This is a genomic window from Burkholderia sp. IDO3 (genome assembly GCF_003366075.1).
Taxonomy (GTDB): Bacteria; Pseudomonadota; Gammaproteobacteria; order Burkholderiales; family Burkholderiaceae; genus Burkholderia; species Burkholderia anthina.
On sequence record NZ_CP028964.1, the window covers coordinates 485,991 to 507,865 of the forward strand.

Sequence of the window (21,875 nt, forward strand, 5' to 3'; positions counted from 1 at the left end):
TGAATCTCCTTGAGCCGGTTCTGCTGCCGGCGGCTCGGGTTGCACCGCATCGCGGCGTGGGGTGGCTCCGTCCCGTGGACGGAGCCGGTCATGCGTGCCTGGGCATCCGCACTTGCGCGGTGTCAGTGCGCGTCCTTCTTCGTACCGGAAGCCTTCTTGCCGGACGGCTTCGCGGCGGCAGGCGATCCGGCGGATTTTGCTTCGTCATCCTGGGTATCGTCCGACGCCTTGGTCGCCTTGCCGTTCGACTTCGCCTTGTCTTTATCCTTGCCGTCGGCGTCCTTCTTCGCGTCCTTCGCATCTTTCGCTTCAGGCGCGGCCAGCTTGTCGAACTTCACTTCGTCGCTGGTCTTGTCGTAATCGACTTCGACGCGATCGCCGGACTTCAGCTTGTCCGCGAGGATCTCCTTCGCGAGCTTCGTCTCGATGATCTGGCGCACCTGCCGCTTCAGTTCGCGCGCACCGAACTCGGGCTGGTAGCCGGCTTCGGTCAGGTGTTCGACGAGCGAGTCGCCCATCACGAGCGTGATGTCCTGGGCGGCGGCGGTGCGCACCACGCGGTCGAGCTGGATCTGCACGATCGAACGGATGTTCTCCTTCGACAGCGCATGGAACACGATCACCTCGTCGATCCGGTTCAGGAACTCGGGGCGGAAGTGGCCCTTGAGCACCTGCATCAGTTCCTCGCGGATCGCCTTGTCGGTCTTGCGCGCGGCTTCCGGCTGCGTGAGGTTGTCCATGATGATCGCGGCGCCGAGGTTGCTCGTCGCGATGATGATCGTGTTGCTGAAGTCGACCACGCGGCCCTTGCCGTCGGTGAGGCGCCCGTCGTCGAACACCTGCAGCAGCACGTTGTAGACGTCCGGGTGCGCCTTCTCGATCTCGTCGAGCAGGATCACGCTGTACGGACGGCGCCGCACGCGCTCGGTGAGCTGGCCGCCTTCGTCGTAGCCGACGTAGCCGGGCGGCGCGCCGATCAGCCGCGCGACCGCGTGCCGCTCCATGTACTCGGACATGTCGATGCGGATGATCGCCTGCTCGTCGCCGAACACGGTCTCGGCCAGCGCCTTCGCGAGCTCCGTCTTGCCGACGCCGGTCGGCCCGAGGAACAGGAACGTCGCGATCGGCCGGTGGGTCTGGCCGAGCCCCGCGCGCGACAGCCGCACCGCGTCGCTGACGGCGACCACCGCGTCGTTCTGACCCACCACGCGCTCGCGCAGCTGCTCCTCCATCTTCAGCAGCTTCTGGCGCTCTTCCTGCGTGAGCTCGGACACCGGAATGCCGGTCAGCCGCGACACGACTTCGGCAACCGATTCGACGGTCACTTCGAGCGTTTCCGAGCCGGTCTTGCGCTGCCACGCTTCCATCTTCTCGTCGAGCGACTGCTGCTTCTCGTTGATCTGCTCCTCGAACTGCTTCGCCTGGTCGAAGCGCTTGCGCGAGGTCGCGTAGTCCTGCTCGCGCTTCAGTTGCGCGATCTGCGCTTCGCCTTCCTGGATGTCGACCGGGCGCGAGGTCGCGCCGATCCGCACGCGCGCGGCGGCCTGGTCGATCAGGTCGATGGCCTTGTCGGGCAGGAAGCGCGACGTGATGTAGCGATCGGCGAACTCGGCGGCCGCGACGAACGCGTCGTCGGCGAACGTCACCTGATGGTGGGCCTCGAGGCTGTCGCGCAGCCCGCGCAGGATCACGATGGTCTGCTCGACGCTCGGCTCCGGCACGAACACCGGTTGAAAGCGCCGTTCGAGCGCGGCGTCCTTCTCGATGTGCTTCTGGTATTCGTTGAGCGTGGTCGCGCCGATCAGGCTCAGCTCGCCGCGCGCGAGCGCGGGCTTCAGCACGTTCGCGATGTCGAGGCCGCCTTCGCCGCCGCCCTGACCCGCGCCGACAATCGTGTGCAGCTCGTCGATGAACAGGATCAGTTCGTCATGCTTCGCAGTCACTTCGTCGATCAGCTGCTTCGCGCGCTCCTCGAATTCGCCGCGATACTTCGCGCCGGCCACCATCGAGTTGATGTTGACTTCGACGAGCCGCTTGCCGCGCAGCACCTCGGGCACGTCGCCGTTCACGATCCGCTGCGCCAGCCCCTCGACGATCGCCGTCTTGCCGACGCCCGGCTCGCCGATCAGCACCGGATTGTTCTTCTTGCGGCGCGCGAGCACCTCGATCGTGCTCTCGATTTCCTGCGCGCGGCCGAGCACCGGGTCGAGCTTGCCCTGGCGCGCGATCGCGGTGAGGTCGCGGCCGAACTTGTCGAGGTTCGGGGTGCCGGTCGGCGCATCGACGCGGCCGTCTTCCGCGCCCTTGCCGACCACCTTCACGACCTTCTGGCGCAGCGCCTCCGGCGTCACGCCGTATTTCTTCAGCAGCGTGCCGGCGATGCTGTCCGGCACCGATGCGAGGCCGATCAGCAGATGCTCGGGGCCGATGTACGAGTGGCCGAGATCGCGCGATGCCTGGAACGCGTACTGCACGGCCTTTTTCACGCGCGGCGAGATCGACAGCCTGTCGAGCGACGCGTCGGGGGACGCGGTGCCGGTGTGCGCGTGCGCGTCGATGTAGGCCTTGATGTCCTGCGGCGACAGCTTCAGTTCCTTCAACAGCGCGGCGCATACGTCGGTGTCGGCGAGCGCGTACAGCAGGTGTTCGGTGTCGAGTTCGGTGCGGCGCAGCTCGTGTGCCTTTTCGGCCGCGTGCTGCAGCAGTTCGAGCGTCTGCTCGCTGAACGCGTCGGTCGGGTCGACCGATTCGCGCGGAATCTCGGCGGCGAGCGGCGATTCGTCGCCGGGCTCGCCGAACAGCGACGACCCGCCGCCGCCCAGCAGCGAATCGAACGGGTTCAGCATGCTCTGATGCCGCATCAACTGACGGAAATGGTAGTCGCAGATCGAGATCGTCTTGCGCTCGCCGTCCTGCATCACGGTGGCGCGCGCAACGGCCGGCCGGGCGTGACAGATATCGCAAAGTGCGGGCATGGTGGTCTGGCTCCTGTCAATGAACGTGGATCGAAGGGGAAGTGCCGATGCGGTACGACGCCGGGGCGTACCGGCCGCGCCGCGACCGGTGGCGCGCGCGCCGCGCCCGCCCGATCGCGCAGCGCGCGCCAGTGCGGCGCACGGCCATGGCCGACGCCGGCGGCACCGGTGCCGCGCATAGCCCGCAACATCACTGCGACTGCGTTCAAAATAGCGAATCGGCCGGGGGCCTCCAAGACACAGTTCCGCGCCGGCCCGGCCGCGAATTGCACCCTCACATGCGTGCGTGCGCGTGCGGCAAGGAGCACAGCGGCGCGCGCATGCGGCTGCGGCGTGCGCAATGCGGAAAAATGCCGGCGCGCGACACGCGCGAAGCGCGGTGCGGCATCGGCGCGCAGGGCGCCGGCGGTCGGCAAACGGGAAGGCGGAGGCGGGAGGAAACGCGGTGCGCACGCATCGGCGCGACGGTGCGGTGCGGCAGCGTACGAGGGGGCGTTACGTTGCGCCGCGCGCGCACCGCCACCGGTGCGTGGCGCGGCGCCGATGACGGGGAGGGCGGGTTGCACGGTATGGGCCGGACATGGCGCGACCGTGGTGGGATGTCAGTCCGCGAGCGTCATCGCGAGCCGCTGTCGTGCGATCTGCTTCACGTCGGTTGACAGTGCCGCATTCTGCAGACCATTGGCCCAGACGGAGAACGAATCCTCGATCAGGTTGCGGGTGTCGGGCGGCAGTTCGGCCAGCATCAGCGACACGACGGTGAACAGCACGGCGGTGTCGCCGGCCTGGCGGCTCGCGTTGGCGTCGACGGCTTGTTTCAGGCTGTCGATCGACGCTTGCAGCGCCTGTAATGCGTCATTCGATTCGCTCATTTCGCGCTCCATGCGGGATGGTTCGGTCGGCGACGAACGTGCGGCCGACGAGGCGGCCGGTGCGCGCGACGCCCGGCCGGCATCGCGCGCGAGCGGGACGTCAGGCCGCCGCGTTGCCCTGCGGCGCCACGGCCACCGATGCCTCGCTCGTCAGCATCAGGAACGTGTACGTTTCGCGCAGGTACAGGCGGACGACCTTGTCGGTATGGCTCGTGTAGCCGATCGACACGTCTTCGCCGAGGTGTAGCTCGTAATCGCCGCCGCGGGTGGACAGCACGCAGCCGCCGCTGATCGCCGGCGCCCAGATGATCTCGCCGCTGACGATCCGTTTGATGTGGCCGAGGACCGGATAGCCCTGGTCGCGCGCCTCGCTGAGCGCCGTGTACGCGTCCGAGCCGAGCACCACCGAGTACGGGCCGTCGACGCCGGCGAGCCGCAGCGCTTCGAGCGCGTCGCTGATCGCGTCCGGGTACGCGCCGACGTCGGCCGGCAGCGTGAGCTTGCGGTTCGACGTGCCTTCACGGATGCCGACGATGCCCGCGGCCTGGTAGCCGTCGAAGATCGCGCCGTCTTCGGCAAAGGCCAGCCGCTGCGCGGCGTCTTTCGCCGGCTGCCAGTCGGCGTCGCGCGCACCGCGCTCGACGCTGTCGATCGCGTCGCGGCTCAGTTCGAACGGCACCGTGAGCTCGACGATCGTGCGGACTTCGCGCAGCCGCGCGCCGACCTGCTCGCGCGGGGCGGCCACGTCGAGCAGGTGCCCGGTGCCGACGGCCGACAGCTCGGGGCCCGCCGGGCCTTCGACGTCGACCACGCGGCGCCCGGCCACCGAGCGCTTGAAGGTGCGTGCCACTTCTTCCTCGATCTGTTCCCAGGCCGACGACGAGATCGGTGCGAGTTCGCGATGCAGGTTATTCATAGGCTTTGGCTCCTTTCAGCGATCCGATGTTCAGCGAGCCGTCACGGCGCGACTCGGGTGATGAGGGTTCAGGCTGGGCGGTCGGGGCAGCGTCGGCGTCGGCAGCGGCCGGCGCCGGGCGATCGGCGAGCGCTTCCAGCAGGTCGGCCGACGGCACGAAGAACAGCGAGCCGGTAACCGCGCGGCTGTAGTCGAGCAGCCGGTCGTAGTTGCCCGGCGGGCGGCCGACGAACATGTTCTCGAGCATCTGTTCGATCGGCGCCGGCGAACGCGCGTAGCCGATGAAATAGGTGCCGAATTCGCCGGAACCGGGCCGCCCGAACGGCATGTTGTCGCGCAGGATCTTCACTTCCTGGCCGTTTTCGTCGAGCGTGGTCAGCGAGCTGTGCGAGCACGACGGCTTCACGTCCGGCGCGAGCTCGATGTCGGACAGCTTGGTGCGGCCGATGATGCGCTCCTGCGTCTCGACCGCGAGCGCGTTCCAGCCGGCCATGTCGTGCAGGTACTTCTGCACGATCACGTAGCTGCCGCCCGCGAATTCGGCATCCTCGTCGCCGATCACCGTGAAGTCGACCGCTTCGCGGCCTTCCGGGTTCTCGGTGCCGTCGACGAAGCCGATCATCGCGCGCTGGTCGAAATTGCGGAAGCCGTGCACTTCGTCGACGACCGTGACCGCGTCGCCGAGTGCGCCGAGCAGTTGCGTCGCGAGCTCGAAGCACAGGTCCATCGCGTCGGCGCGGATGTGCAGCAGAATGTCGCCGGGTGTCGCGACCGCGACGCGCTGGCCGGCGCCGAATTCGCGGAACGAATGCAGCGACGCCGGGCGCGGGGCGCCGAACAGCGCATCCCATGCGTCGGCGCCGAAGCCGCAGACGCATGACAGGTTGCCGCCCGGCACGCGCTTGCCGACCGAGCGCACCAGCGCGGCGATGTCGCCGCACCATCCGCGGATCGTGTCGGCGCGGTCGGCGCCGGGGTTGACGGTGGCGACGAGGAAGATCGCGCTGCGCGTGATCGTGTCGTGGACGGCCTGGGAAAGCGGGGGACGGGTTTGCATCGCGGCCTGCCGGTCAGTCATGTCGGGACGAACGGCCCGCGGATGCCGCGGCGCGCGAGGGCGAACGGTAGGACTGTGTCATGCGACTGTTCTCTGTGTGACATGCGGATGAAGGACGTTGCGCGGGCATCGCGCAACGGGCCGCAGCGGCGGCGGCCTGCCGCCCGGGCGCGAAAAGGGGCGGCAGGCAGGGTGGCCGCGCGTTCGCCCGGCGCGTGACCTGTCCGCACCGCGTAACGTCGTCGAGCATGCAATCTAGCAGCTTCGGCGGGTCTTTGGAACACGTATCGTCAATCTGTCATTCGAATGGGTCAAACAACGAACGGTTTGTGCGGGCTTCGCGCAGCTGTGCTCCTGACGCGCGCGACGCTGTGCTCTTGAGGCCGCGTGGCGTGCGCGGTAGATTGGGTTCGCTCGCGATGCGTGACGATTCGCGACGATGCGCGCGCCGGTGAAATCGGCGGCGATGCTGTTTTCCGGTCCCCGTCATTCCATCGCCCGACACGTCGAACATGTCCACCGCTTCCTGGCCGCCGGCCGAACACCTGCGCCGCCGCTTCGGTCATTTCCTTCACGCCGCCGAGCTGGGCGGGCTGATCGTGATCGGGCTCGCGACGGTGTTCGCGATGGCGCAGGAGGCGTGGAAGGTGATACTCGCCGGCGAGGTGTCGCTGACGGACCTGCTGCTGATGTTCCTGTATCTCGAAGTGCTCGCGATGGACGTGCGCTATCTGCGGCTCGGCCGCTTGCCGGTGCGTTTTCCGCTGTTCATCGCGATGACGTCGCTCGCGCGGGATCTGATCTTGCGCGGCGCAACCGACAGCCCCGAGCGGATGCTGATGACCACCTTCGGGATCGTGCTGCTCGCGGTGGGCGTGCTGATCCTCAGTTTCGGGCAGCACCGGTTCCCGATCGAGGCCGACGACGCCGGCGACGATGCGCAGGCGCGCGGGTCGGCGGGCGGGGCCCGACTGCGGGACGGGGAGTCGAATGCTTGAATGCCGGGTGCGCAACGCATGCGGCACGAATCGTCCGCGGATGACCGCCGATCGGCGGCGGTCGCCCGGATCGCCAATGCAGGAGGGTTCGAATGGCCAGGCAACTGATCGTCGCCGTGTTCGGCAATGCCGACACGGCCCGTCGCGCGGCGAACGATTTCGACGCGCTGTCGGAGAAGCACGAAGGATTTCATATCGATAACGGCGTCGCCGTTGAAAAGGACGCGGCCGGCAAGCTCGCCGTGCTCGACGCCGAAGCGCCGCCGTTCAAGGGCGGGTTGATCGGCGCGATCGCGGGCGGCCTGCTCGGGATGCTCGCCGGGCCGCTCGGTGTCGCGACCGGCATGGCGGCCGGCGCGGGGTTCGGCACCGTCGCCGATGCGGCCGGCCACGCGCTGCTCGACGGCCGGTTCGTCGAATCGGTCGCGACGCAGCTCGTGCCCGGCAGCGCCGCGGTCATTCTCGAGGCGGAGGAGGCCACGCCGTTCTCGGTCGACAACGTCGTGACGGGGTTCGGCGGCAAGGTCGTGCGTCACGCGCTCGGGTAGGCGGGGCGCGTTCGAGCCGGGCGCGAATGTGCCGCGCATTGCGCCCGGCATCGCGGTGACGCTACCGCCGTGCTTCCTGCAATCGCGGCTGTGAGCGTCGATGCGGCGGCCTGCGATCCCGCTCGCGTTGCCGGGCCGGGTGCGGGCGATCGACCGTAGAGCCGTGAGCCGATCGAATCGAACCACGGCGTTCATTCCCGACGCGCGTTGTCGATGAATGAGCGCGGCCGATCGATCTTCGCGTCGACGACATCGCCGAAGTGTGCGCATTCGCACACTTCGAATGCCCGCGCGCGCATCGCGTCGTGTCGCCGTTGCCCGACACGACGATCGGGAATGCCGCGCATCGATTCGCGCGCGACGCGACACGCACGGATCGATGCCGCCCGATGACAGGGCACGACGTTGCGACGTCGCGCCACGTTTCGACAGCAGCATGCACGCTGCAGAAACGGACGACACACGAGAACGCCGCGTGCCGCCGTCTTTCCATCTGTTCACCACGTCCGGGCGATTTGGCGTTTCACCGCCAAACTGTCACTTACATTCGCCGAATTGACGCAGTAGGATGCCGATCCCTGTCATGATGGATTTCGCATTGCTATCCGCCTTCAATTTCGGTAATGGACGACGCTCGAACCGGAACGCCCGCGATCGCGCACGGCTATCCGGCTTCCCGCATCGGCGCGGCATGCTCGCCGATGCGTCACGGGCCGGTTCACCGCTGGCGGGGCGAGGCGGATGAAGCTCTACGAAAAGTTCGCGAACGACATAGAGAGACTCATCCGGCAACGCGTGTATCGACACGGCGATCGCGTGCCGTCGGTACGGCAGGCGAGCCAGCAGCACCGGATCAGCATCACGACCGTGCTGCATGCGTATCTGCTGCTCGAAAGCCGCGGGCTGCTGGAAAGCCGTCCGCAATCCGGTTACTTCGTGAACCTGCGCAACGACGACGGCCATGCGCCGGTGCGCGACCTGCGGCCGTCGAAGCCGATCGCGATTTCGTCGTCGGTCGATGTGAGCCGGCTCGTGCTGTCGACGCTGCGCTCGATCGGCACGGACGACGCGGTGCCGCTCGGCTCGCCGTATCCGGACCCGAGCCTGTTTCCGTTCGAGAAGCTGAACCGCTATGCGTACGCGGCCGGCCGCGACAAGTCGTTATGGGGCGTGACGGACGGGCTGCCGCCCGGCCATCCGCGCCTGATCCGGCAGATCGCGCGCCGCTATCTGGAAAACGGGATGTCGGTGGACCCGAACGAGATCATCGTGACGGTCGGCGCGACCGAGGCGATCAACCTGTGCCTGCAGGCGGTCGCGAAGCCGGGCGACACGATCGCGGTGGAATCGCCGACGTTCTACGCGATGCTGCACGCGATCGAGCGGATGGGGATGAAGGCGATCGAGGTGGCGACGCACCCGGAATACGGAATCGACATCGCGGCGCTGGCGGCGATCGCGAAGTCGCAGCCGATCGCCGCGTGCATGGTGATGCCGAATTTCCAGAACCCGCTCGGCTTCCAGATGCCCGACGAGCGCAAGCGCGAACTGGTTGAATTCGCAACGAAGGCCGACCTGCCGGTCATCGAGAACGGCGTGTATAACGAACTGTATTTCGGCAATACGCATCCGAGCGCGCTGAAGTCCTACGACCGCGGCGGGATCGTGCTGCATTGCGCGTCGTTCTCGAAGAGCCTGACGGCCGCGTACCGGATCGGCTGGGCGTTGCCGGGCCGCTATCGGGAGCAGGTCGAGAAGCTGAAGTTCCTGAACACGCTGGCGACGCCGTCGATCCCGCAGCTCGCGATCGCCGAGTTTCTCGAACGGGACGGCTACGAGCATCACCTGCGGCGGATTCGCAAGGCGTATGCGCAGCAGGCGAACCTGATGCGCTCGATGGTGTCGCGGTTCTTCCCCGAGGGCACGCGCATCTCGAGCCCGGCGGGCGGCTACGTGTTGTGGGTCGAGTTGCCGGCGCAGGTGGATGCGATGCGGCTATACCAGCTCGCGCTGGAGCAGGGGATCACGATCGGGCCGGGCTACATGTTCTCGATCGCGGACAGCTACCGGAACTTCATCCGGCTGAATTACAGCAGCCCGTGGTCGCCGGAGATCGAGCGCGCGGTCGTCACGGTCGGCAAGCTCGCGACCGCCTGCCTCGGTTAGCCCGGCCTTGGGCTCAAGTGAGCCGGTACGACTGCTTGCCCGTTCCCGCGAGCGCGCCGCCGTCGACGATCAGGTATTCGTCGCGGATCGGCTTGCCGTCGAACCAGTCCTGCAGGATCTCCAGCGTGCCGGCCGCGTAGCGCGCCTGGGCCGACAGCGACGTGCCGGAGATATGCGGCGTCATCCCGTTGTAGGGCATCGTGCGCCACGGATGGTCGGCGGACGCGGCACGCGGATTGCTCGGCTCGCCGGCCCCTCCGCATGCGCGGCCGGTGTGTTGCGCCGCAATGTGGATCACGTTGTACGCCGGTCGCGGATCGCGTACAAGCTACAGTCCGCGTTTGCGTGCGCTGCGAGGTCGTCTGTACCTGTTCTTTTCGGGAAGGACGCCGATAATGGGATCGTTACCTCACTCGCAGGGAGCCAGGCCATGTCCGCAAGCGCTGCTTCGTCTTCACGTCCCGATCTCGCGCAGGGCATCGCGTTCGACGACATCGCCGACGGCGCGATGATCGAGGGCCATGTCGGCGACGCAGCCGTGCTGCTCGTGCGCCGCGCCGACGAATTGTTCGCGGTCGGTGCGCAATGCCCGCATTACGGCGCACCGCTCGCCGACGGCCTGCTGGTCGGCGACACGATTCGGTGTCCGTGGCACCACGCGGCGTTCTGCCTGCGTACCGGCGCCATGCAGCGCGCGCCCGCGCTCGACGGATTGACGTGCTGGCGCGTCGAGCGTCGCGACGGCCGCGCGGTCGTGCTCGATGCGCGGCCGGCCGCGGCCCCGCCCGCGTTGAACGCGGCCGGGCTGCCCGATTCGGTGGTGATCGTCGGCGGCGGCGCGGCCGCGATCGCGGCGGCCGTGACGCTGCGCCAGGAAGGCTATCCGCACGCGATCACGCTGTTGAGCGCCGACAGCGAACCGCCGTACGACCGGCCGAACCTGTCGAAAGATTACCTGGCCGGCACGGCCGAGGCCGACTGGCTGCCGCTGCGCGGCGCATCGTTCTATACCGACCAGCGCATCGACGTGCGCTGCGGCACGCGCGTCGCGCGCATCGACCCGGCACGGCGCGCGGTCGAGCTGGCCGACGGCAGCCGGCTCGCGTACGGCGCGCTGCTGCTCGCCACGGGCGCGGAGCCGAACCGGCTGACCGTGCCGGGCGCCGATCTGCCGCACGTGTGCGTGCTGCGCTCGCGCGCCGATTGCGATGCACTGATCGGCAAGCTCGGAACGGCGAAACGCTGCGTCGTGGTCGGCGCGAGCTTCATCGGCCTCGAAGCGGCGGCCGCGTTGCGCACGCGCGGACTCGACGTGCACGTCGTCGCGCCCGATGCGCATCCGATGGCGCGCGTGCTCGGCGAAGCGCTCGGCGACACGATCCGCGCACTGCACGAATCGCACGGCGTGGTGTTCCATCTCGGCGCGACGCTCGCGCAGATCGTACCGAACCACGTGGCGCTGTCGAACGGCGACGTGCTGCCGGCCGACGTCGTGGTGGTCGGCATCGGCGTGCATCCGAACATCGCGCTCGCGCAGGACGCGGGCCTCGCCGTCGATCGCGGCGTGACCGTCGACCGCTTCCTGCAGACGAGCGCGCCGGGCGTCTATGCGGCCGGCGACATCGCGCGCTGGCCCGATCCGCTGACGGGCGAACGCATTCGCGTCGAGCACTGGGTCGTCGCGGAGCGGCAGGGCATCGTCGCCGCGCGCAACATGCTCGGACAGCAGCGGCCGTTCGACGCGGTGCCGTTCTTCTGGACCCAGCACTACGATTTGACGGTCCGCTATGTGGGACACGCGGAGCAATGGGACCGCGTCGAGATCGACGGCGACCTGCGCGCACATGACGGTTCGGTGACGTACTGGCGCGGCAACGCGCGGCTCGCGGTCGCGACGATCGGTCGCGATCTCGACAGCCTGCGCGCGGAAGAGGCGCTCGAGCAGCAGGGCGCGGCGCACGAATGAGGGCGGGTATTGCACGGCGATGCGCGGCCGACCGGCTGCGTGGGCCGAAGCGGGTGCTGTACCCCGCACGGCACGCGATGCAGCGCCTGTTGCCGACTGTACCTTGACCGGCCCATCCTCATGCCGCACGCTCCGCGATGTGCATGGCAGCGCGCAACCCGCGTTCGCGTGCCCATCTGGTTGCGTACGCAACTGCCACCGCGACGCGCGAAGCGGCCCGGAACCGGACAGGAAGCCGAATGGAAAAGTATCTCGTCGAGACCGTGCTCAACGCGATTGCCGAGCGCATCATCGGCCACCGCGTGATCGACGCCGGCACGGCGGCGTCGACTTCGGTCGAGCTGACGCTGGACGACGTGTCGCGGCTGATGCGCGGCGCGTTCGAGGCCGGCCAGTCGGTGCGCGCACCGACGTGGCCCGGCGCCGGCCGATGAGCGGCGCGCGGCTAGCGGTCCTGCGTGCGGATCATCACGCGCCCCTGATCGATTCCCCCGCGCAGCGCCTCGTCGCACGTGAGCCATTCGGGCGTGACGAGCTCGGGCGCGGGCAGGTCGACCGGCGCGCCGTCGCGGAAGATCCGCACCTGTGCGACCCACGCGCCGTTCGCATTGCGCGTCGCGTCGACGCGGATCTCGTGATCCAGGTAGGTATCGCTTGCTTGCATCGGTCAGGGCCCTCTGTCGTGAGTGAACGAGGATGCGGCGGCCGCGTGTCGCGCGATCTCGATCGTGCCGCCGCGCGGGCCGCCGGCAGCGGTGCGTCGATCGTAGCAGCATCGCGCGGCGCGCGCATCGGCCGTGTATCGAAACCTGCATGCGCAGCATGCGGCCATGACGGAGCGCGCCCGTGAACGTCGACCTGACTTTCTCCATCAAGGTGTTCGCGGCGCTGTTCGCGATCATGAATCCGATCGCGAACGTGCCGGTGTTTCTGTCGTTGACCGAAGGCGCGACCGACGGCGCTCGGCGCAAGGTCGCGCTGACGGCCGCGCTCGGCGTGACGATCGGCTGCATCGTGTCGGCCATCGCGGGCGGTGCGATCCTGCATGCGTTCGGCCTGACGATCGACGATTTCCGCCTCGCGGGCGGACTGCTCGTGCTCCTGATCGCGCTGTCGATGCTGCATGGCGCGCCGAGCCGTCAGCATTCTCCGGGCGACGGCGAGGGCGCCGATCCGGCCGGGGCCGACGGCATCGCGATCTATCCGCTGACGATTCCGCTGCTGGTCGGCCCCGGCACGATCGCGACGATGATCGTGCTCGGCCACACCGCGTTCGCGGGCGGGCAGGAACTCGCGTTCGCGCTCGGGCTCGTCGCGTTCCTGCTGCTGCTGAGCGCGGCGCTGCTGGCCGCGCCGTTCATCGGCCACTATCTGTCGCCGCGCGTGACGGCCGTCACGCAGCGGCTGATGGGGATGATTCTCGCGGCGATCGCGATGCAGATGATCGTCGCGAGTCTGAAGGCCGCGTTCGGACTGCATTGAATGCGGCGCGCACGGTCACGGGCGTGCGCGCCAGGGAGTCGCTGATGAACACGTTGATTGTGGTGTGCTATTCCGACCTCGACACGGCCCGGCGCGTGGCCGCCGAACTGGAGACGCTGCGCGGGCGTGGCGCCGTATCGCCGGCGGGCGTCGTGATCGTCGAGTGCGCGGCCGATGGACAACTGCGCACGCAGACGGTCGGGCGCGGTGGCGCTGCGTCGGGATCGCTGGTCGGCCGCGCGCTCGAACGCGTCGAAGCGGCGCTCGACGCGTCGCGCGAGCGGCCCGTGGACGATGCGCTGATCGATCGCATCGCGCGCAAGGCGCGGCCGGACACCGTGTCGCTCGGGCTGGCGGCGACGCAGCTCGACATCCTCGCGCTGAGTGCGGCGCTCGCGCCGTTCGGCGGCGAAGTGACCGACACGACGTTGTCGATCGACGACGAGCTGAAGCTCGTCGAAGCGATCTCGAAGCGGCGCGACGGCGGTGTGCCGGCGGCCGACTGATTGCATCCGCTTGCTGCGCGCCGGTCATGCGCTCAGTGCGCGGCCGCTTCCGGCTGCGCGCCGGCCTTGTCGTGCGTCGCATACTGCTCGATCGTCGTCGCGCTCGCGCGATCGCACCCGCTGACGTCGATCTCGTTGCGACGGAACGTGTGCATGATCCGGTCGAGCGCTTCGATCGCGATGATGTTCCGGAGGTGCGCATGCGACAGGTCGAGCCGCACGCGCGACACGTTCAGTAACACGTCCTGGATTGTTCGTGAACGACCGAACAGTCGCGTGCCGTCATCGCCGGATTTCGACATGGGCGTGACCGCGGCGAGAATTTTTGACCGAATGCGACGAAGACGAGATGAAAGAATGACGTGACATGCGCTGTTTCTCACGTGAAAAGCATTTCGTTTTACCCTGCCGCGAGACATTGAATTTTGCATGCGGGCTTCGCAAACAGATAGATTTATTCGATGTATCGCGATTGCGCGACATGCTTCTTCTATACTGCTAAACATTCGTTTGTCATGGCAGGACAGCTTGTCTGCTCGTTCGTGTGCCGCGTGGAACGTCGGTCGCCGGGTGCTCCGGCGCGGCGTCCGCACCGCATGCCCGCCGCGGTTTCGGCCGATGCCGGCGCCGGGCCGCACCACAAGGAGCTTCGATGCCTTATGTCCTGATCGTCGAAGACGATGCCGATACACGTACGATGCTCGCGACGCTCGCGCAAGCCCAGCAGCTTTCGTGCGACACGGCCGCGACGCTCGAAGAAGCGCGCACGCTCGTCTCGACGCATACCCCCGATCTCGTACTGTGCGACCTCGTGCTGCCGGACGGTAACGGCATGGATCTGTTCGACGCATTGCCCAAGCGCGGGCATTGCGAAATGGTGTTGACCACCGGGCACGCGAGCCTCGAGACCGCCATCGATGCATTGCGGCGTGGCGCGACCGACTATCTGGTGAAGCCGATCAACATGCAGCGGCTGAACAGCATCTTCGCGCGCGTGCCGCGCACCACCGCATTGCACGAGGAAATCGCCGAGCTGCGCTCCGAACTGCAGCGCCTCGGGCGCTTCGGCCGGATGCTCGGCAGCTCGCCCGCGATGCAGGCCGTCTACGACGCGATCGGCCGCGTCGCGCGCACCGAAGCGTCCGTGCTGCTGACGGGCGAATCCGGCACCGGCAAGGAGCTTGCCGCACAGACGGTTCACGATCTGAGCTTGCGCCGCCGCGGCCCGTTCCTCGCGGTCAATTGCGGCGCGATCGCCGCGAACCTCGTCGAAAGCGAGATGTTCGGCCACGACCGCGGCAGCTTCACCGGCGCCGAGCGTCAGCACAAGGGCCTGTTCGAGCGCGCGGACGGCGGCACGCTGTTCCTCGACGAAATCACCGAGATGCCGCTCGAATCGCAGGTCAAGCTGCTGCGCGTGCTCGAAACCGGCCGGCTCACGCGGCTCGGTTCGACGCGCGAGATCGACGTCGACGTGCGCATCGTCGCGGCGACCAACCGCGATCCGGAAGCCGCGATGGCGGACGGCAAGCTGCGGCCGGACCTCTATCACCGGATCAACGTGTTTCCGATTCCGCTGCCGCCGCTGCGTGAGCGCGGCGACGACATCCCGATGCTTGCCGACGCGTTCCTCAAGCGCTACAACGAGGACACCGGCCGCAACCTGCGCTTCGCGCCGGCTGCGCGCGAAGCGCTGAAGGGCTACGCATGGCCGGGCAACGTGCGCGAGCTGCGCAACTTCGTGCAGCGCGCGAGCATCTTCAGCGACACCGACGTGATCGACACGCTGCCGCCGCCGATCATGGACGAACTGTCGAACATGGTCGACGCGCATGACGATCGCGTGACGGTGCCGTTCGGCACGTCGCTCGAGGAAGTGGACCGCAAGCTGATTCTCGGCACGATCGCGCAATGCGGCGGCGTGAAGGCACAGGCGGCCGAAGTGCTCGACGTCAGCCTGAAGACGATCTACAACCGGCTTGCACAACTCGAAGACGAAGCAGAAGAAAAGCCGGACGCGTGATTCGGCGCCGGCCGTGCTCATGCGGGCGATCCGGTGCGGCGTTTCGCCGGGGCCGGCCACGGTCCGTCGTCGTGCGTGCCCGGCGGCGTGTCGGGTTCGATCCGCGTGACGCCGCCGGTCGCGGGCGGGTCGCTTGCCGGAAACGGGTCTTCGCGCTGCTTGTCGACAGGCAGCTCCGAGTGGCGCGTCTTCGTACGGGCGTGACGCTTCTGCAGCGACGACTAAGCGCGGTGCGGCTCGTGTGCAGGCGTGGCGTGGCCGAACCGGGTCGAATCCTTCATGGCGCGGTGCCATGTCGGTGACGGTGACGTGCCTTTTGCCGCAACCGGCGTGCCCATCGTGCAGCGATGGCACGCGACTTGCCGCACCGGGATGACGACAACGTGCGCGATGCGGTGAAGCGCGCCGCACGCGCACGCAATCACACGGGAGGCACGATGACGATTCCGAAACGGCGGCCGGACGTGCGTTACGAAGTCAACGTATGCGGCGGCGGATTCGATTCGGTGAAAAGCCACTTCAGCGCATGGAAACAGGAGTCGTTGGTCTACCGGCCCGATCGCCGGATGTTCGAGGGCAAGGCCGACGTGCGGCCGCTCGACGAGACGTTCGGCTCGACCGAGCCCGCGCGTTTCGCGTTGCAGCGCGCGTGCGAGCCGGACGATCCGTACGCGCTCGCGGCACGGGTGCGCGACGACGGCCGCGAGCTGTGGCTCGTGATGGCGGCCTACGACGGCTAGCGCGACGTCGTTGAAAGTTTTGCAGCGCGCGATGTAGCGAAGGCATGACGCACCGGCCCTCGTATGCGGGTGCGAAGGACGGCTTTTCGCGATCGGCGGCGCTGCGCGAATTCCGTGCCCCCTAACTTCCCGCCGCTTGTAAAAAAGCGGTTTCCGGTACGCCCGGTAACGGGGTGCGAATCCGCGTGCGCCGCGACGGGCGGGGCTCGGCCGGACTGGCATGAAAGCTGCATGATACGTGCATCCGAATCCGCACACTGTCAGGAGAGCATCGATGTCCGTCACGCTTGCGCTGCAGATGCGACAGCATCTGGCACTCACGCCGAGGCTCCAGCAGTCGCTTCGCCTGCTGCAATTGTCTTCGCTCGAATTCCAGCAGGAATTGCGGCAAGCGCTCGACTTGAATCCGTTTCTCGAAGACGGGCAGGGCGACGACGAAGCCGCTACCGAGGCACCCGAGCCCGCGGCCGAAGCGGCCGCATCCGAGGCGCCGCCCGAGCGCGACGACGTGCGCCCGCCGGACGCCGACATGTCGTATACGGCCGCGCCTGCCCCGCGCGGCACGGGCCGCCAGGGCGAGGACGGCAGCCAACTGTCGCCCGGCGAATGGATGGCGGCCGAGCCTTCACTGAATCGGCAACTGCACGACGCGCTGCGGCTCTATCCGCTGAACCGGCGCGATCGCGAAGCGGCGCGCCTCGTGATCGACGCGCTCGACGACGACGGCTACCTGCGTCAGGAACTGGCCGAACTGCTGGTCGCGGCCGATCCCGCACTGCTGCTGTCGGAACAGGATCTCGCGGTCGCGCTGCGGCTCGTGCAGATGCTCGATCGCCCGGGGATCGCCGCGCGTTCGCTGTCCGAATGCCTCATGCTGCAACTCGACGCGATTCCCGCCGGCACGCCGGCGCTCGCGGAAGCGAAGGCGATCGCGCGCGAGCATCTGGAGCGGCTCGCGCGGCGCGAGACGGCCGAGATCCAGCGGCGCGTCGGCTGCAGCCAGCAGGCGATGCAGGCCGCCTGCGCGCTGGTGCGTGGGCTCGATCCGCGCCCCGGCAATCACTACGGCAGCACGCGCGGCGACTACGTGGTGCCGGACGTGATCGTGCGCCAGGTGCGCGACGAATGGATCGTGACGATCAATCCGGCGGTGCTGCCGCGCGCGCGGCTGCACGAACGCTATGCGACGCTGTTCGCACAGTCGAGCGGCGAGCGCGATTCGCCGCTCGGCCAGCAGCTTCAGGAAGCGCGCTGGCTGATCCGCAACGTGCAGAAGCGCTTCGACACGATCCAGCGCGTCGGCGAATGCATCGTCGCGCGGCAGCGCGATTTCTTCCGCTACGGCGAGATCGCGATGAAGCCGCTCGTGCTGCGCGACATCGCCGAAGCGCTCGACCTGCACGAATCGACCGTGTCGCGCGCGACGGGCAACAAGTACATGGCCACGCCGCACGGCACGTTCGAGTTCAAGCACTTCTTCCCGCGCAAGCTGGCGGCCGCCGGCAAGGGCGTGTGCTCGGCATCCGCCGCGAAGGTGCTGATCCGCGACATGATCGCGGGCGAACGGCACGACGATCCGCTGTCCGACGTCGCGCTCGCGCAGAACCTCGCGGGGCGCGGCATTCTTCTTGCGCGTCGTACCGTGACCAAGTACCGCCAGGCGATGAAGATTCCGCCGGCCGAACTGCGGCGGCGCGACGCCGCATGACGGCGCGCCCGGTCGACTCGCGCGCGGGTTGCGGTGTACGTTCATGTCGACTCGCCATTCGCCGGGATGGATCCGGTTCAGCGACAACACCGGGCACAGCGTCGGAAACGTGCTCGGCGCCGGTGCGCGCGGCGATCATGCGGCACGCATCTTTTTCATGTCATCGCAGATAAGGACGGGGGGCCGCCATGGCGCATCAACCGGATGCACAGGTCCGCGATCTGTATCGCGGCCACGAGATTCGCGTATGGGCGCGGCGCAACGCGCGCGGCACATGGGGCGACGAAGTGCAGGTGTATGTGGACGGCGCGCGCATCGAGCTGTATGTGCCGGAGTCGACGCCCCAGGAATGGCCGACCGAGGACGAGGCGCTGCGTGCGGGGAGCGAGCGCGGGCGCTATCTGGTCGACAAACGCGTCGACGACGACTGACCGGCCGGGTTGCCGCACGCGTACCGGTTTATCGCGGATTCGCGCGATCTGCCGACGGCCGGGCGGCTCGCCGATCTCGACGATCCGTATCGGCTGTTCGGCTGCCGCACGACCATGAACTGCACGGACGTGTGCCCGAAGGGACGGAATCCAGCGAAGGCGACGACGGAGATCCGGCCGGCTGGTCAGGCGGACGGTTTAGTCCTACGGCCGCGCCGCGATCTCGTCGAGGTGCCACAGCAGATCCGCCGGATCGTCGTACACGCGCAGCGCGCCCGAGCGTTCCAGCTCGTCGCTGCCGTACCCGCCCGACAGCAGCCCGACACCCAATGCGCGGCAGCGGCTCGCGGCGAGCATGTCCCAGATGCTGTCGCCGACCACCACCGAGTGTTCGATCGGCACGTTCAGCTTCGCGGCGGCGGTCAGGAACAGGTCGGGGTCCGGCTTCGCATACTTGACCTGGTCGCGCGTGACGACCACGTGCTTCGCCGGATCGACGCCGAGCGCTTCCAGGTTGATGGCCGCCGTTTCCATCCGGCCGCTGGTCGCGATCGCCCAGCGAATGCCCGCGTTCGTCAGCGCGGCGAGCAGCTCGCGCGCGCCGGGCAGCGGCCGGACCTGCGCGCGCAGCCGCTGGTACGCGGCCGCATGCAGGCGTGCGAGCCGTTCGACGCGCTCGGCGTCGATGTCGCCGGCCGTCTCGCGCAGCAGCTGGTTCAGGAACAGGCCGCCGCTCATGCCGATCTTGCGATGGATGCGCCACACCGACAGTTCGATGCCTTCGGCATCGAGCGCTTCCTTCCACGCGAGCACGTGCTGGTAGACGCTGTCGACGAGCGTGCCGTCGAGATCGAACAGAAATGACGTTTCAATGCGCATGTGAATCTCCCGGCCCGATGGCGCTCGGGCGTATCGTTCGCAAAAAGTGCCTGGGCGACATTATCGGCGCGCGGCCGTGTCGTCGCCATGTCCCGCCGAAACGGCCGCCGCCGCGGCAGCGGCGTGTCTTGAGCCGCTGGTACAATCGCGGCGACGCGCGAGGCCGGCTGCCCGCGCCCTCACATCTTCGTCGATTCCCCGTATGGCAACCCCCGACGCCGTCAGTTCCGAACAGTCGTGGTGGGGCGTTCTGGCCCTGGCACTCACTGCCTTCATCTTCAATACCACCGAATTCGTGCCTGTCGCGCTGTTGAGCGCGATCGGCGACAGCCTGCACATGCAGCCGACCTCCGTCGGCCTGATGCTGACGATCTACGCGTGGGCGGTCGCCGTCGTATCGCTGCCGATCACGTTCGTCACGCGGCACGTCGAGCGCCGCAAGCTGCTGGTCTGCGCGCTGCTGGTGTTCATCGGCAGCCATGTCGTCACCGGCGTCGCGTGGAATTTCACGGTGCTGATGATCGGCCGGCTCGGCATCGCGTGCGCGCATGCGGTGTTCTGGTCGATCTCCGTCCCGCTGGCCGTGCGGCTCGCGCCGAGCGGCCGGAAAAGCCGCGCGCTCAGCCTGCTCGCGATGGGCACGGCGATCGCGATGGTCGCCGGCATTCCGCTCGGACGCGTGATCGGCGAGGCGCTCGGCTGGCGCGTCACGTTCCTCGTGATCGGCGGCGCGGCGGCCGTCGCGCTGCTGTTGCTGCGCGCGACGCTGCCGCTGCTGCCGAGCCAGGGCGCCGGCTCGCTTGCGAGCATCGGCTCGTTCCTGCGCAAGCCGGCGCTGGTGTCGCTGTACGCGATCACCGTGCTGGTCGTGTCCGCGCACTTCACGTCGTACACGTACATCGAGCCGTTCGTGCAGAGCATCAATCACGCGAGCAGCGGCCGGATCACCTATGTGCTGATCCTGTTCGGCGTCGCCGGCGCGCCGGCCGCGCTGTGCTTCAATCGCGTGTTTCCGGAGCGGCCGGCCGACTTCCTGCTCGCGTCGATCATCGCGTTGTCCGCGTGCCTGCTGATCCTGTTCCCGAGCGCGCTGAACATCGTCACGCTGTCGGTCCACACGCTGGTGTGGGGCGGCGCGATCGTCTGTTTCGGCCTCGCGATGCAGGCGTGGGTGCTGAAGCTCGCGCCCGACGCGACCGATCTCGCGGTGTCGATCTTCTCCGGGCTGTACAACGTCGGGATCGGCGCCGGCGCGCTGCTCGGCAACCATATCGCCGCGGATTTCGGGCTGCCGTGGATCGGCACGTTCGGCGGCGTGGTCGGGATCTTCTCGGCCGGAATCGCGTGGGCCGCGTTGCGGCTGCACGAGCGGCGGGCGGTGGCGTAAGCGTCGGCACGTCTGATGCCACCCGCCGCATTCATCCATGCGGCTCGCCGTTCCCGAGCCCCGCCGCATCGAGCTGCCTGAGCTTCGCGTACAGCGTCGTGCGCGAAATGCCCAGTTGCCGCGCGGCCGCCGATACATTGCCGTCGTGTTCGTCGAGCGCCCGGCGGATCGCGTCGAGCGACTGTTCGTGCAGGCTGGCCTGCGGGCTGGCGGCCGGCGCTGCGCGGCACACGTCGGCGGCGTCTTCGAGCACGTCGGCATGGCGCGCCGTCGCCGCCCGATCGAGCGGCGCGCGCACGGTGCGCACCCATACGTGGCTACCATCGTCGCGCGCGATCCGCTGCGGCGTGCGCGCCGGCGTCAGCAAGCGGCGCTGCTGCACGGGCGTCGCGCCCGGAAACAGTTGCCGGAGATCGTACGGTGCGACCGGCCCGGCCGGTGCGAGATCGAGCATCTGCCGCGCCAGCCGGCTCACCGCGCGCACGCGGCCCGCTTCGTCGAGCGCAATGACGCCGGCGAGCGGTGTGCCGAGCCAGCGCGCGTCGTGCTGCACCTGCAGCAGATGGCAGTCGCGCAGCATCGCATACAGCCGCTGCTCGGCGGACAGCGCCGCGTGCCGGAATTGCTCGCGCAACTGCACGACGTTGCGCCGGCCGATGCCGGTGATGTCGAGTGCGCCGATCACTTCGCCGTCGAAACCGACCAGCGGCACCGCGAGACAGAACACCCGCGACAACTCGTGGAGATAATGCTGCGCGCCCGCGACGACGGTTTCGGCGCCGTCGTGAATCACGCAGCTCGGCGCGGTCGTGCCGATGTTCGGCTCGACGATGCTGCGCCCGGCGACGATCGGCGTGAGCAGCGCGTCGTCGCATTGCGGGCTGCGCCGCGCATGGATGATCGTGCCGCGCGGATTGACGCACATGATCGCCCACTCGCTGCCGCCGAACGCGGCCCACAGCGGCTCGATCTCCTGCGCGACGCAGCGGTAGAGCCGCCGGTCCGCGCGCGATTCGTCGCGCTCGCCGAGCATGTCGTACCGGGCGGTCTGCCAGGGTCGCAGCCCGGCGTCGCGCGAACGCAGCCACGAGCGCGCGACGCCGGCCGGCAACGCCGCTTCCGGCAGCGGCTCGCCCGCCGCGAAGCGGGCGCGGAGCCGGTCGAGGTCGACCGGCCGTGAAAGGGGTTCAGGGGCCGTGTTCACGCTGCGTTCCATTTGGG

21 protein-coding genes and 4 pseudogenes are annotated in these 21,875 nt (G+C 68.4%); 13 read left to right on the plus strand and 12 right to left on the minus strand.

Features of this window, described 5'->3' with window-relative positions; translation table 11 throughout:
• Nucleotides 1-122: 122 nt before the first annotated feature.
• From DCN14_RS33795 to DCN14_RS38190, 5 genes are all read right to left on the minus strand, one after another.
• Complete coding sequence (locus DCN14_RS33795) at nucleotides 123-2,975, minus strand: AAA family ATPase (protein ID WP_096508840.1); 2,853 nt, start codon at nucleotides 2,973-2,975, stop codon at nucleotides 123-125.
• A 602-nt stretch (nucleotides 2,976-3,577) separates the two neighbouring features.
• Nucleotides 3,578-3,847 (minus strand): hypothetical protein, encoded by a 270-nt coding sequence (locus DCN14_RS33800; protein ID WP_096509050.1) that lies wholly within the window; start codon nucleotides 3,845-3,847, stop codon nucleotides 3,578-3,580.
• A gap of 100 nt (nucleotides 3,848-3,947) precedes the next feature.
• A complete protein-coding gene (locus DCN14_RS33805) occupies nucleotides 3,948-4,763 on the minus strand; it encodes a family 1 encapsulin nanocompartment shell protein (RefSeq protein WP_096509046.1) in 816 nt (271 codons plus the stop codon).
• Nucleotides 4,756-5,841: a Dyp-type peroxidase gene (locus tag DCN14_RS33810; RefSeq protein ID WP_096509047.1), complete on the minus strand. Its 1,086-nt coding sequence runs from the start codon at nucleotides 5,839-5,841 to the stop codon at nucleotides 4,756-4,758. Before DCN14_RS33810 ends, DCN14_RS33805 begins: the two co-directional genes overlap by 8 nt.
• Before the next feature lie 277 nt (nucleotides 5,842-6,118).
• Nucleotides 6,119-6,334, minus strand: coding sequence for a hypothetical protein (locus DCN14_RS38190; protein WP_162826274.1), 216 nt, complete (start codon nucleotides 6,332-6,334; stop codon nucleotides 6,119-6,121).
• On the opposite strand from DCN14_RS38190, the gene DCN14_RS33815 reads away from it, so the two are divergent.
• The 3 genes from DCN14_RS33815 (at nucleotide 6,333) to DCN14_RS33825 (ending at nucleotide 9,532) form a co-directional block, all read left to right on the plus strand.
• Entirely contained in the window at nucleotides 6,333-6,818 is a 486-nt protein-coding gene (locus tag DCN14_RS33815; protein WP_096509048.1) for a phosphate-starvation-inducible PsiE family protein, read from the plus strand. The two genes, DCN14_RS38190 and DCN14_RS33815, sit on opposite strands and share 2 nt — an antisense overlap.
• Before the next feature lie 92 nt (nucleotides 6,819-6,910).
• Nucleotides 6,911-7,366: a DUF1269 domain-containing protein gene (locus DCN14_RS33820; RefSeq protein WP_096509049.1), complete on the plus strand. Its 456-nt coding sequence runs from the start codon at nucleotides 6,911-6,913 to the stop codon at nucleotides 7,364-7,366.
• A gap of 741 nt (nucleotides 7,367-8,107) precedes the next feature.
• A complete protein-coding gene (locus DCN14_RS33825; RefSeq protein WP_115531488.1) occupies nucleotides 8,108-9,532 on the plus strand; it encodes a PLP-dependent aminotransferase family protein in 1,425 nt (474 codons plus the stop codon).
• 13 nt (nucleotides 9,533-9,545) lie between these two features.
• Here DCN14_RS33825 and DCN14_RS33830 read toward each other — a convergent pair.
• Nucleotides 9,546-9,767 (minus strand): annotated as a pseudogene (locus DCN14_RS33830) (NAD-dependent formate dehydrogenase); the annotation flags it as partial.
• Between the two features lie 195 nt (nucleotides 9,768-9,962).
• On the opposite strand from DCN14_RS33830, the gene DCN14_RS33835 reads away from it, so the two are divergent.
• Both DCN14_RS33835 and DCN14_RS33840 read left to right on the plus strand, forming a co-directional pair.
• Nucleotides 9,963-11,498: an FAD-dependent oxidoreductase gene (locus DCN14_RS33835; protein WP_096507075.1), complete on the plus strand. Its 1,536-nt coding sequence runs from the start codon at nucleotides 9,963-9,965 to the stop codon at nucleotides 11,496-11,498.
• A gap of 239 nt (nucleotides 11,499-11,737) precedes the next feature.
• On the plus strand, nucleotides 11,738-11,932 hold the full coding sequence (locus DCN14_RS33840) for an enoyl-ACP reductase (protein ID WP_096507074.1): 195 nt from the start codon (nucleotides 11,738-11,740) through the stop codon (nucleotides 11,930-11,932).
• 11 nt (nucleotides 11,933-11,943) lie between these two features.
• Here the strand turns inward: DCN14_RS33840 and DCN14_RS33845 are convergent, their stop codons facing one another.
• Nucleotides 11,944-12,162 carry a DUF6566 family protein gene (locus DCN14_RS33845; RefSeq protein ID WP_096507073.1) on the minus strand — a complete coding sequence of 73 codons (219 nt, stop codon included), beginning with the start codon at nucleotides 12,160-12,162 and terminating at the stop codon, nucleotides 11,944-11,946.
• A 182-nt stretch (nucleotides 12,163-12,344) separates the two neighbouring features.
• Between DCN14_RS33845 and DCN14_RS33850 the strand changes: the two genes are divergently transcribed.
• Both DCN14_RS33850 and DCN14_RS33855 read left to right on the plus strand, forming a co-directional pair.
• Nucleotides 12,345-12,980 (plus strand): NAAT family transporter, encoded by a 636-nt coding sequence (locus tag DCN14_RS33850; protein ID WP_096507072.1) that lies wholly within the window; start codon nucleotides 12,345-12,347, stop codon nucleotides 12,978-12,980.
• 44 nt (nucleotides 12,981-13,024) lie between these two features.
• Nucleotides 13,025-13,486 carry a hypothetical protein gene (locus tag DCN14_RS33855; RefSeq protein ID WP_096507084.1) on the plus strand — a complete coding sequence of 154 codons (462 nt, stop codon included), beginning with the start codon at nucleotides 13,025-13,027 and terminating at the stop codon, nucleotides 13,484-13,486.
• A gap of 32 nt (nucleotides 13,487-13,518) precedes the next feature.
• Here DCN14_RS33855 and DCN14_RS33860 read toward each other — a convergent pair.
• Nucleotides 13,519-13,707, minus strand: a pseudogene (locus tag DCN14_RS33860) (sodium-independent anion transporter); the annotation flags it as partial.
• Between the two features lie 431 nt (nucleotides 13,708-14,138).
• Between DCN14_RS33860 and DCN14_RS33865 the strand changes: the two are divergent.
• Entirely contained in the window at nucleotides 14,139-15,509 is a 1,371-nt protein-coding gene (locus tag DCN14_RS33865) for a sigma-54 dependent transcriptional regulator (RefSeq protein ID WP_096507070.1), read from the plus strand.
• A 17-nt stretch (nucleotides 15,510-15,526) separates the two neighbouring features.
• On the opposite strand, the gene DCN14_RS38885 is transcribed toward DCN14_RS33865, so the two are convergent.
• Entirely contained in the window at nucleotides 15,527-15,724 is a 198-nt protein-coding gene (locus DCN14_RS38885; protein WP_240327506.1) for a hypothetical protein, read from the minus strand.
• 222 nt (nucleotides 15,725-15,946) lie between these two features.
• Between DCN14_RS38885 and DCN14_RS33875 the strand changes: the two genes are divergently transcribed.
• Both DCN14_RS33875 and rpoN read left to right on the plus strand, forming a co-directional pair.
• Nucleotides 15,947-16,249: a hypothetical protein gene (locus DCN14_RS33875; protein ID WP_096507083.1), complete on the plus strand. Its 303-nt coding sequence runs from the start codon at nucleotides 15,947-15,949 to the stop codon at nucleotides 16,247-16,249.
• 274 nt (nucleotides 16,250-16,523) lie between these two features.
• On the plus strand, nucleotides 16,524-17,957 hold the full coding sequence (gene rpoN / locus DCN14_RS33880) for an RNA polymerase factor sigma-54 (protein ID WP_096507069.1): 1,434 nt from the start codon (nucleotides 16,524-16,526) through the stop codon (nucleotides 17,955-17,957).
• Between the two features lie 12 nt (nucleotides 17,958-17,969).
• On the opposite strand, the pseudogene DCN14_RS38890 reads toward rpoN, so the two are convergent.
• Nucleotides 17,970-18,086 (minus strand): annotated as a pseudogene (locus tag DCN14_RS38890) (endonuclease); the annotation flags it as partial.
• A gap of 59 nt (nucleotides 18,087-18,145) precedes the next feature.
• On the opposite strand from DCN14_RS38890, the gene DCN14_RS33890 reads away from it, so the two are divergent.
• Both DCN14_RS33890 and sdhB read left to right on the plus strand, forming a co-directional pair.
• Nucleotides 18,146-18,388, plus strand: a complete 243-nt coding sequence (locus tag DCN14_RS33890; protein WP_096507068.1) for a DUF6566 family protein — start codon at nucleotides 18,146-18,148, stop codon at nucleotides 18,386-18,388.
• Nucleotides 18,389-18,590: pseudogene (gene sdhB, locus DCN14_RS38895) on the plus strand (succinate dehydrogenase iron-sulfur subunit); the annotation flags it as partial.
• Nucleotides 18,591-18,592: 2 nt separating this feature from the next.
• Here sdhB and DCN14_RS33900 read toward each other — a convergent pair.
• Nucleotides 18,593-19,267 carry an HAD family hydrolase gene (locus DCN14_RS33900; RefSeq protein WP_096507067.1) on the minus strand — a complete coding sequence of 225 codons (675 nt, stop codon included), beginning with the start codon at nucleotides 19,265-19,267 and terminating at the stop codon, nucleotides 18,593-18,595.
• A 202-nt stretch (nucleotides 19,268-19,469) separates the two neighbouring features.
• Between DCN14_RS33900 and DCN14_RS33905 the strand changes: the two genes are divergently transcribed.
• Complete coding sequence (locus tag DCN14_RS33905; RefSeq protein WP_096507066.1) at nucleotides 19,470-20,654, plus strand: sugar transporter; 1,185 nt, start codon at nucleotides 19,470-19,472, stop codon at nucleotides 20,652-20,654.
• Nucleotides 20,655-20,685: 31 nt separating this feature from the next.
• Here the strand turns inward: DCN14_RS33905 and DCN14_RS33910 are convergent, their stop codons facing one another.
• Nucleotides 20,686-21,858 carry a helix-turn-helix domain-containing protein gene (locus DCN14_RS33910; protein ID WP_240327452.1) on the minus strand — a complete coding sequence of 391 codons (1,173 nt, stop codon included), beginning with the start codon at nucleotides 21,856-21,858 and terminating at the stop codon, nucleotides 20,686-20,688.
• Between the last annotated feature and the right edge of the window lie 17 nt (nucleotides 21,859-21,875).

Excerpts from the sequence above, each read along its gene's own strand:
- DCN14_RS33795 (WP_096508840.1), bottom strand. The coding sequence starts at position 2,975 with ATGCCCGCACTTTGCGATATCTGTCACGCCCGGCCGGCCGTTGCGCGC.
- DCN14_RS33800 (WP_096509050.1), bottom strand. The coding sequence starts at position 3,847 with ATGAGCGAATCGAATGACGCATTACAGGCGCTGCAAGCGTCGATCGAC.
- DCN14_RS33805 (WP_096509046.1), bottom strand. The coding sequence starts at position 4,763 with ATGAATAACCTGCATCGCGAACTCGCACCGATCTCGTCGTCGGCCTGG.
- DCN14_RS33810 (WP_096509047.1), bottom strand. The coding sequence starts at position 5,841 with ATGACTGACCGGCAGGCCGCGATGCAAACCCGTCCCCCGCTTTCCCAG.
- DCN14_RS33815 (WP_096509048.1), top strand. The coding sequence starts at position 6,333 with ATGTCCACCGCTTCCTGGCCGCCGGCCGAACACCTGCGCCGCCGCTTC.
- DCN14_RS38190 (WP_162826274.1), bottom strand. The coding sequence starts at position 6,334 with ATGTTCGACGTGTCGGGCGATGGAATGACGGGGACCGGAAAACAGCAT.
- DCN14_RS33820 (WP_096509049.1), top strand. The coding sequence starts at position 6,911 with ATGGCCAGGCAACTGATCGTCGCCGTGTTCGGCAATGCCGACACGGCC.
- DCN14_RS33825 (WP_115531488.1), top strand. The coding sequence starts at position 8,108 with ATGAAGCTCTACGAAAAGTTCGCGAACGACATAGAGAGACTCATCCGG.
- DCN14_RS33835 (WP_096507075.1), top strand. The coding sequence starts at position 9,963 with ATGTCCGCAAGCGCTGCTTCGTCTTCACGTCCCGATCTCGCGCAGGGC.
- DCN14_RS33840 (WP_096507074.1), top strand. The coding sequence starts at position 11,738 with ATGGAAAAGTATCTCGTCGAGACCGTGCTCAACGCGATTGCCGAGCGC.
- DCN14_RS33845 (WP_096507073.1), bottom strand. The coding sequence starts at position 12,162 with ATGCAAGCAAGCGATACCTACCTGGATCACGAGATCCGCGTCGACGCG.
- DCN14_RS33855 (WP_096507084.1), top strand. The coding sequence starts at position 13,025 with ATGAACACGTTGATTGTGGTGTGCTATTCCGACCTCGACACGGCCCGG.
- DCN14_RS33865 (WP_096507070.1), top strand. The coding sequence starts at position 14,139 with ATGCCTTATGTCCTGATCGTCGAAGACGATGCCGATACACGTACGATG.
- DCN14_RS33875 (WP_096507083.1), top strand. The coding sequence starts at position 15,947 with ATGACGATTCCGAAACGGCGGCCGGACGTGCGTTACGAAGTCAACGTA.
- rpoN (WP_096507069.1), top strand. The coding sequence starts at position 16,524 with ATGTCCGTCACGCTTGCGCTGCAGATGCGACAGCATCTGGCACTCACG.
- DCN14_RS33890 (WP_096507068.1), top strand. The coding sequence starts at position 18,146 with ATGGCGCATCAACCGGATGCACAGGTCCGCGATCTGTATCGCGGCCAC.
- DCN14_RS33900 (WP_096507067.1), bottom strand. The coding sequence starts at position 19,267 with ATGCGCATTGAAACGTCATTTCTGTTCGATCTCGACGGCACGCTCGTC.
- DCN14_RS33905 (WP_096507066.1), top strand. The coding sequence starts at position 19,470 with ATGGCAACCCCCGACGCCGTCAGTTCCGAACAGTCGTGGTGGGGCGTT.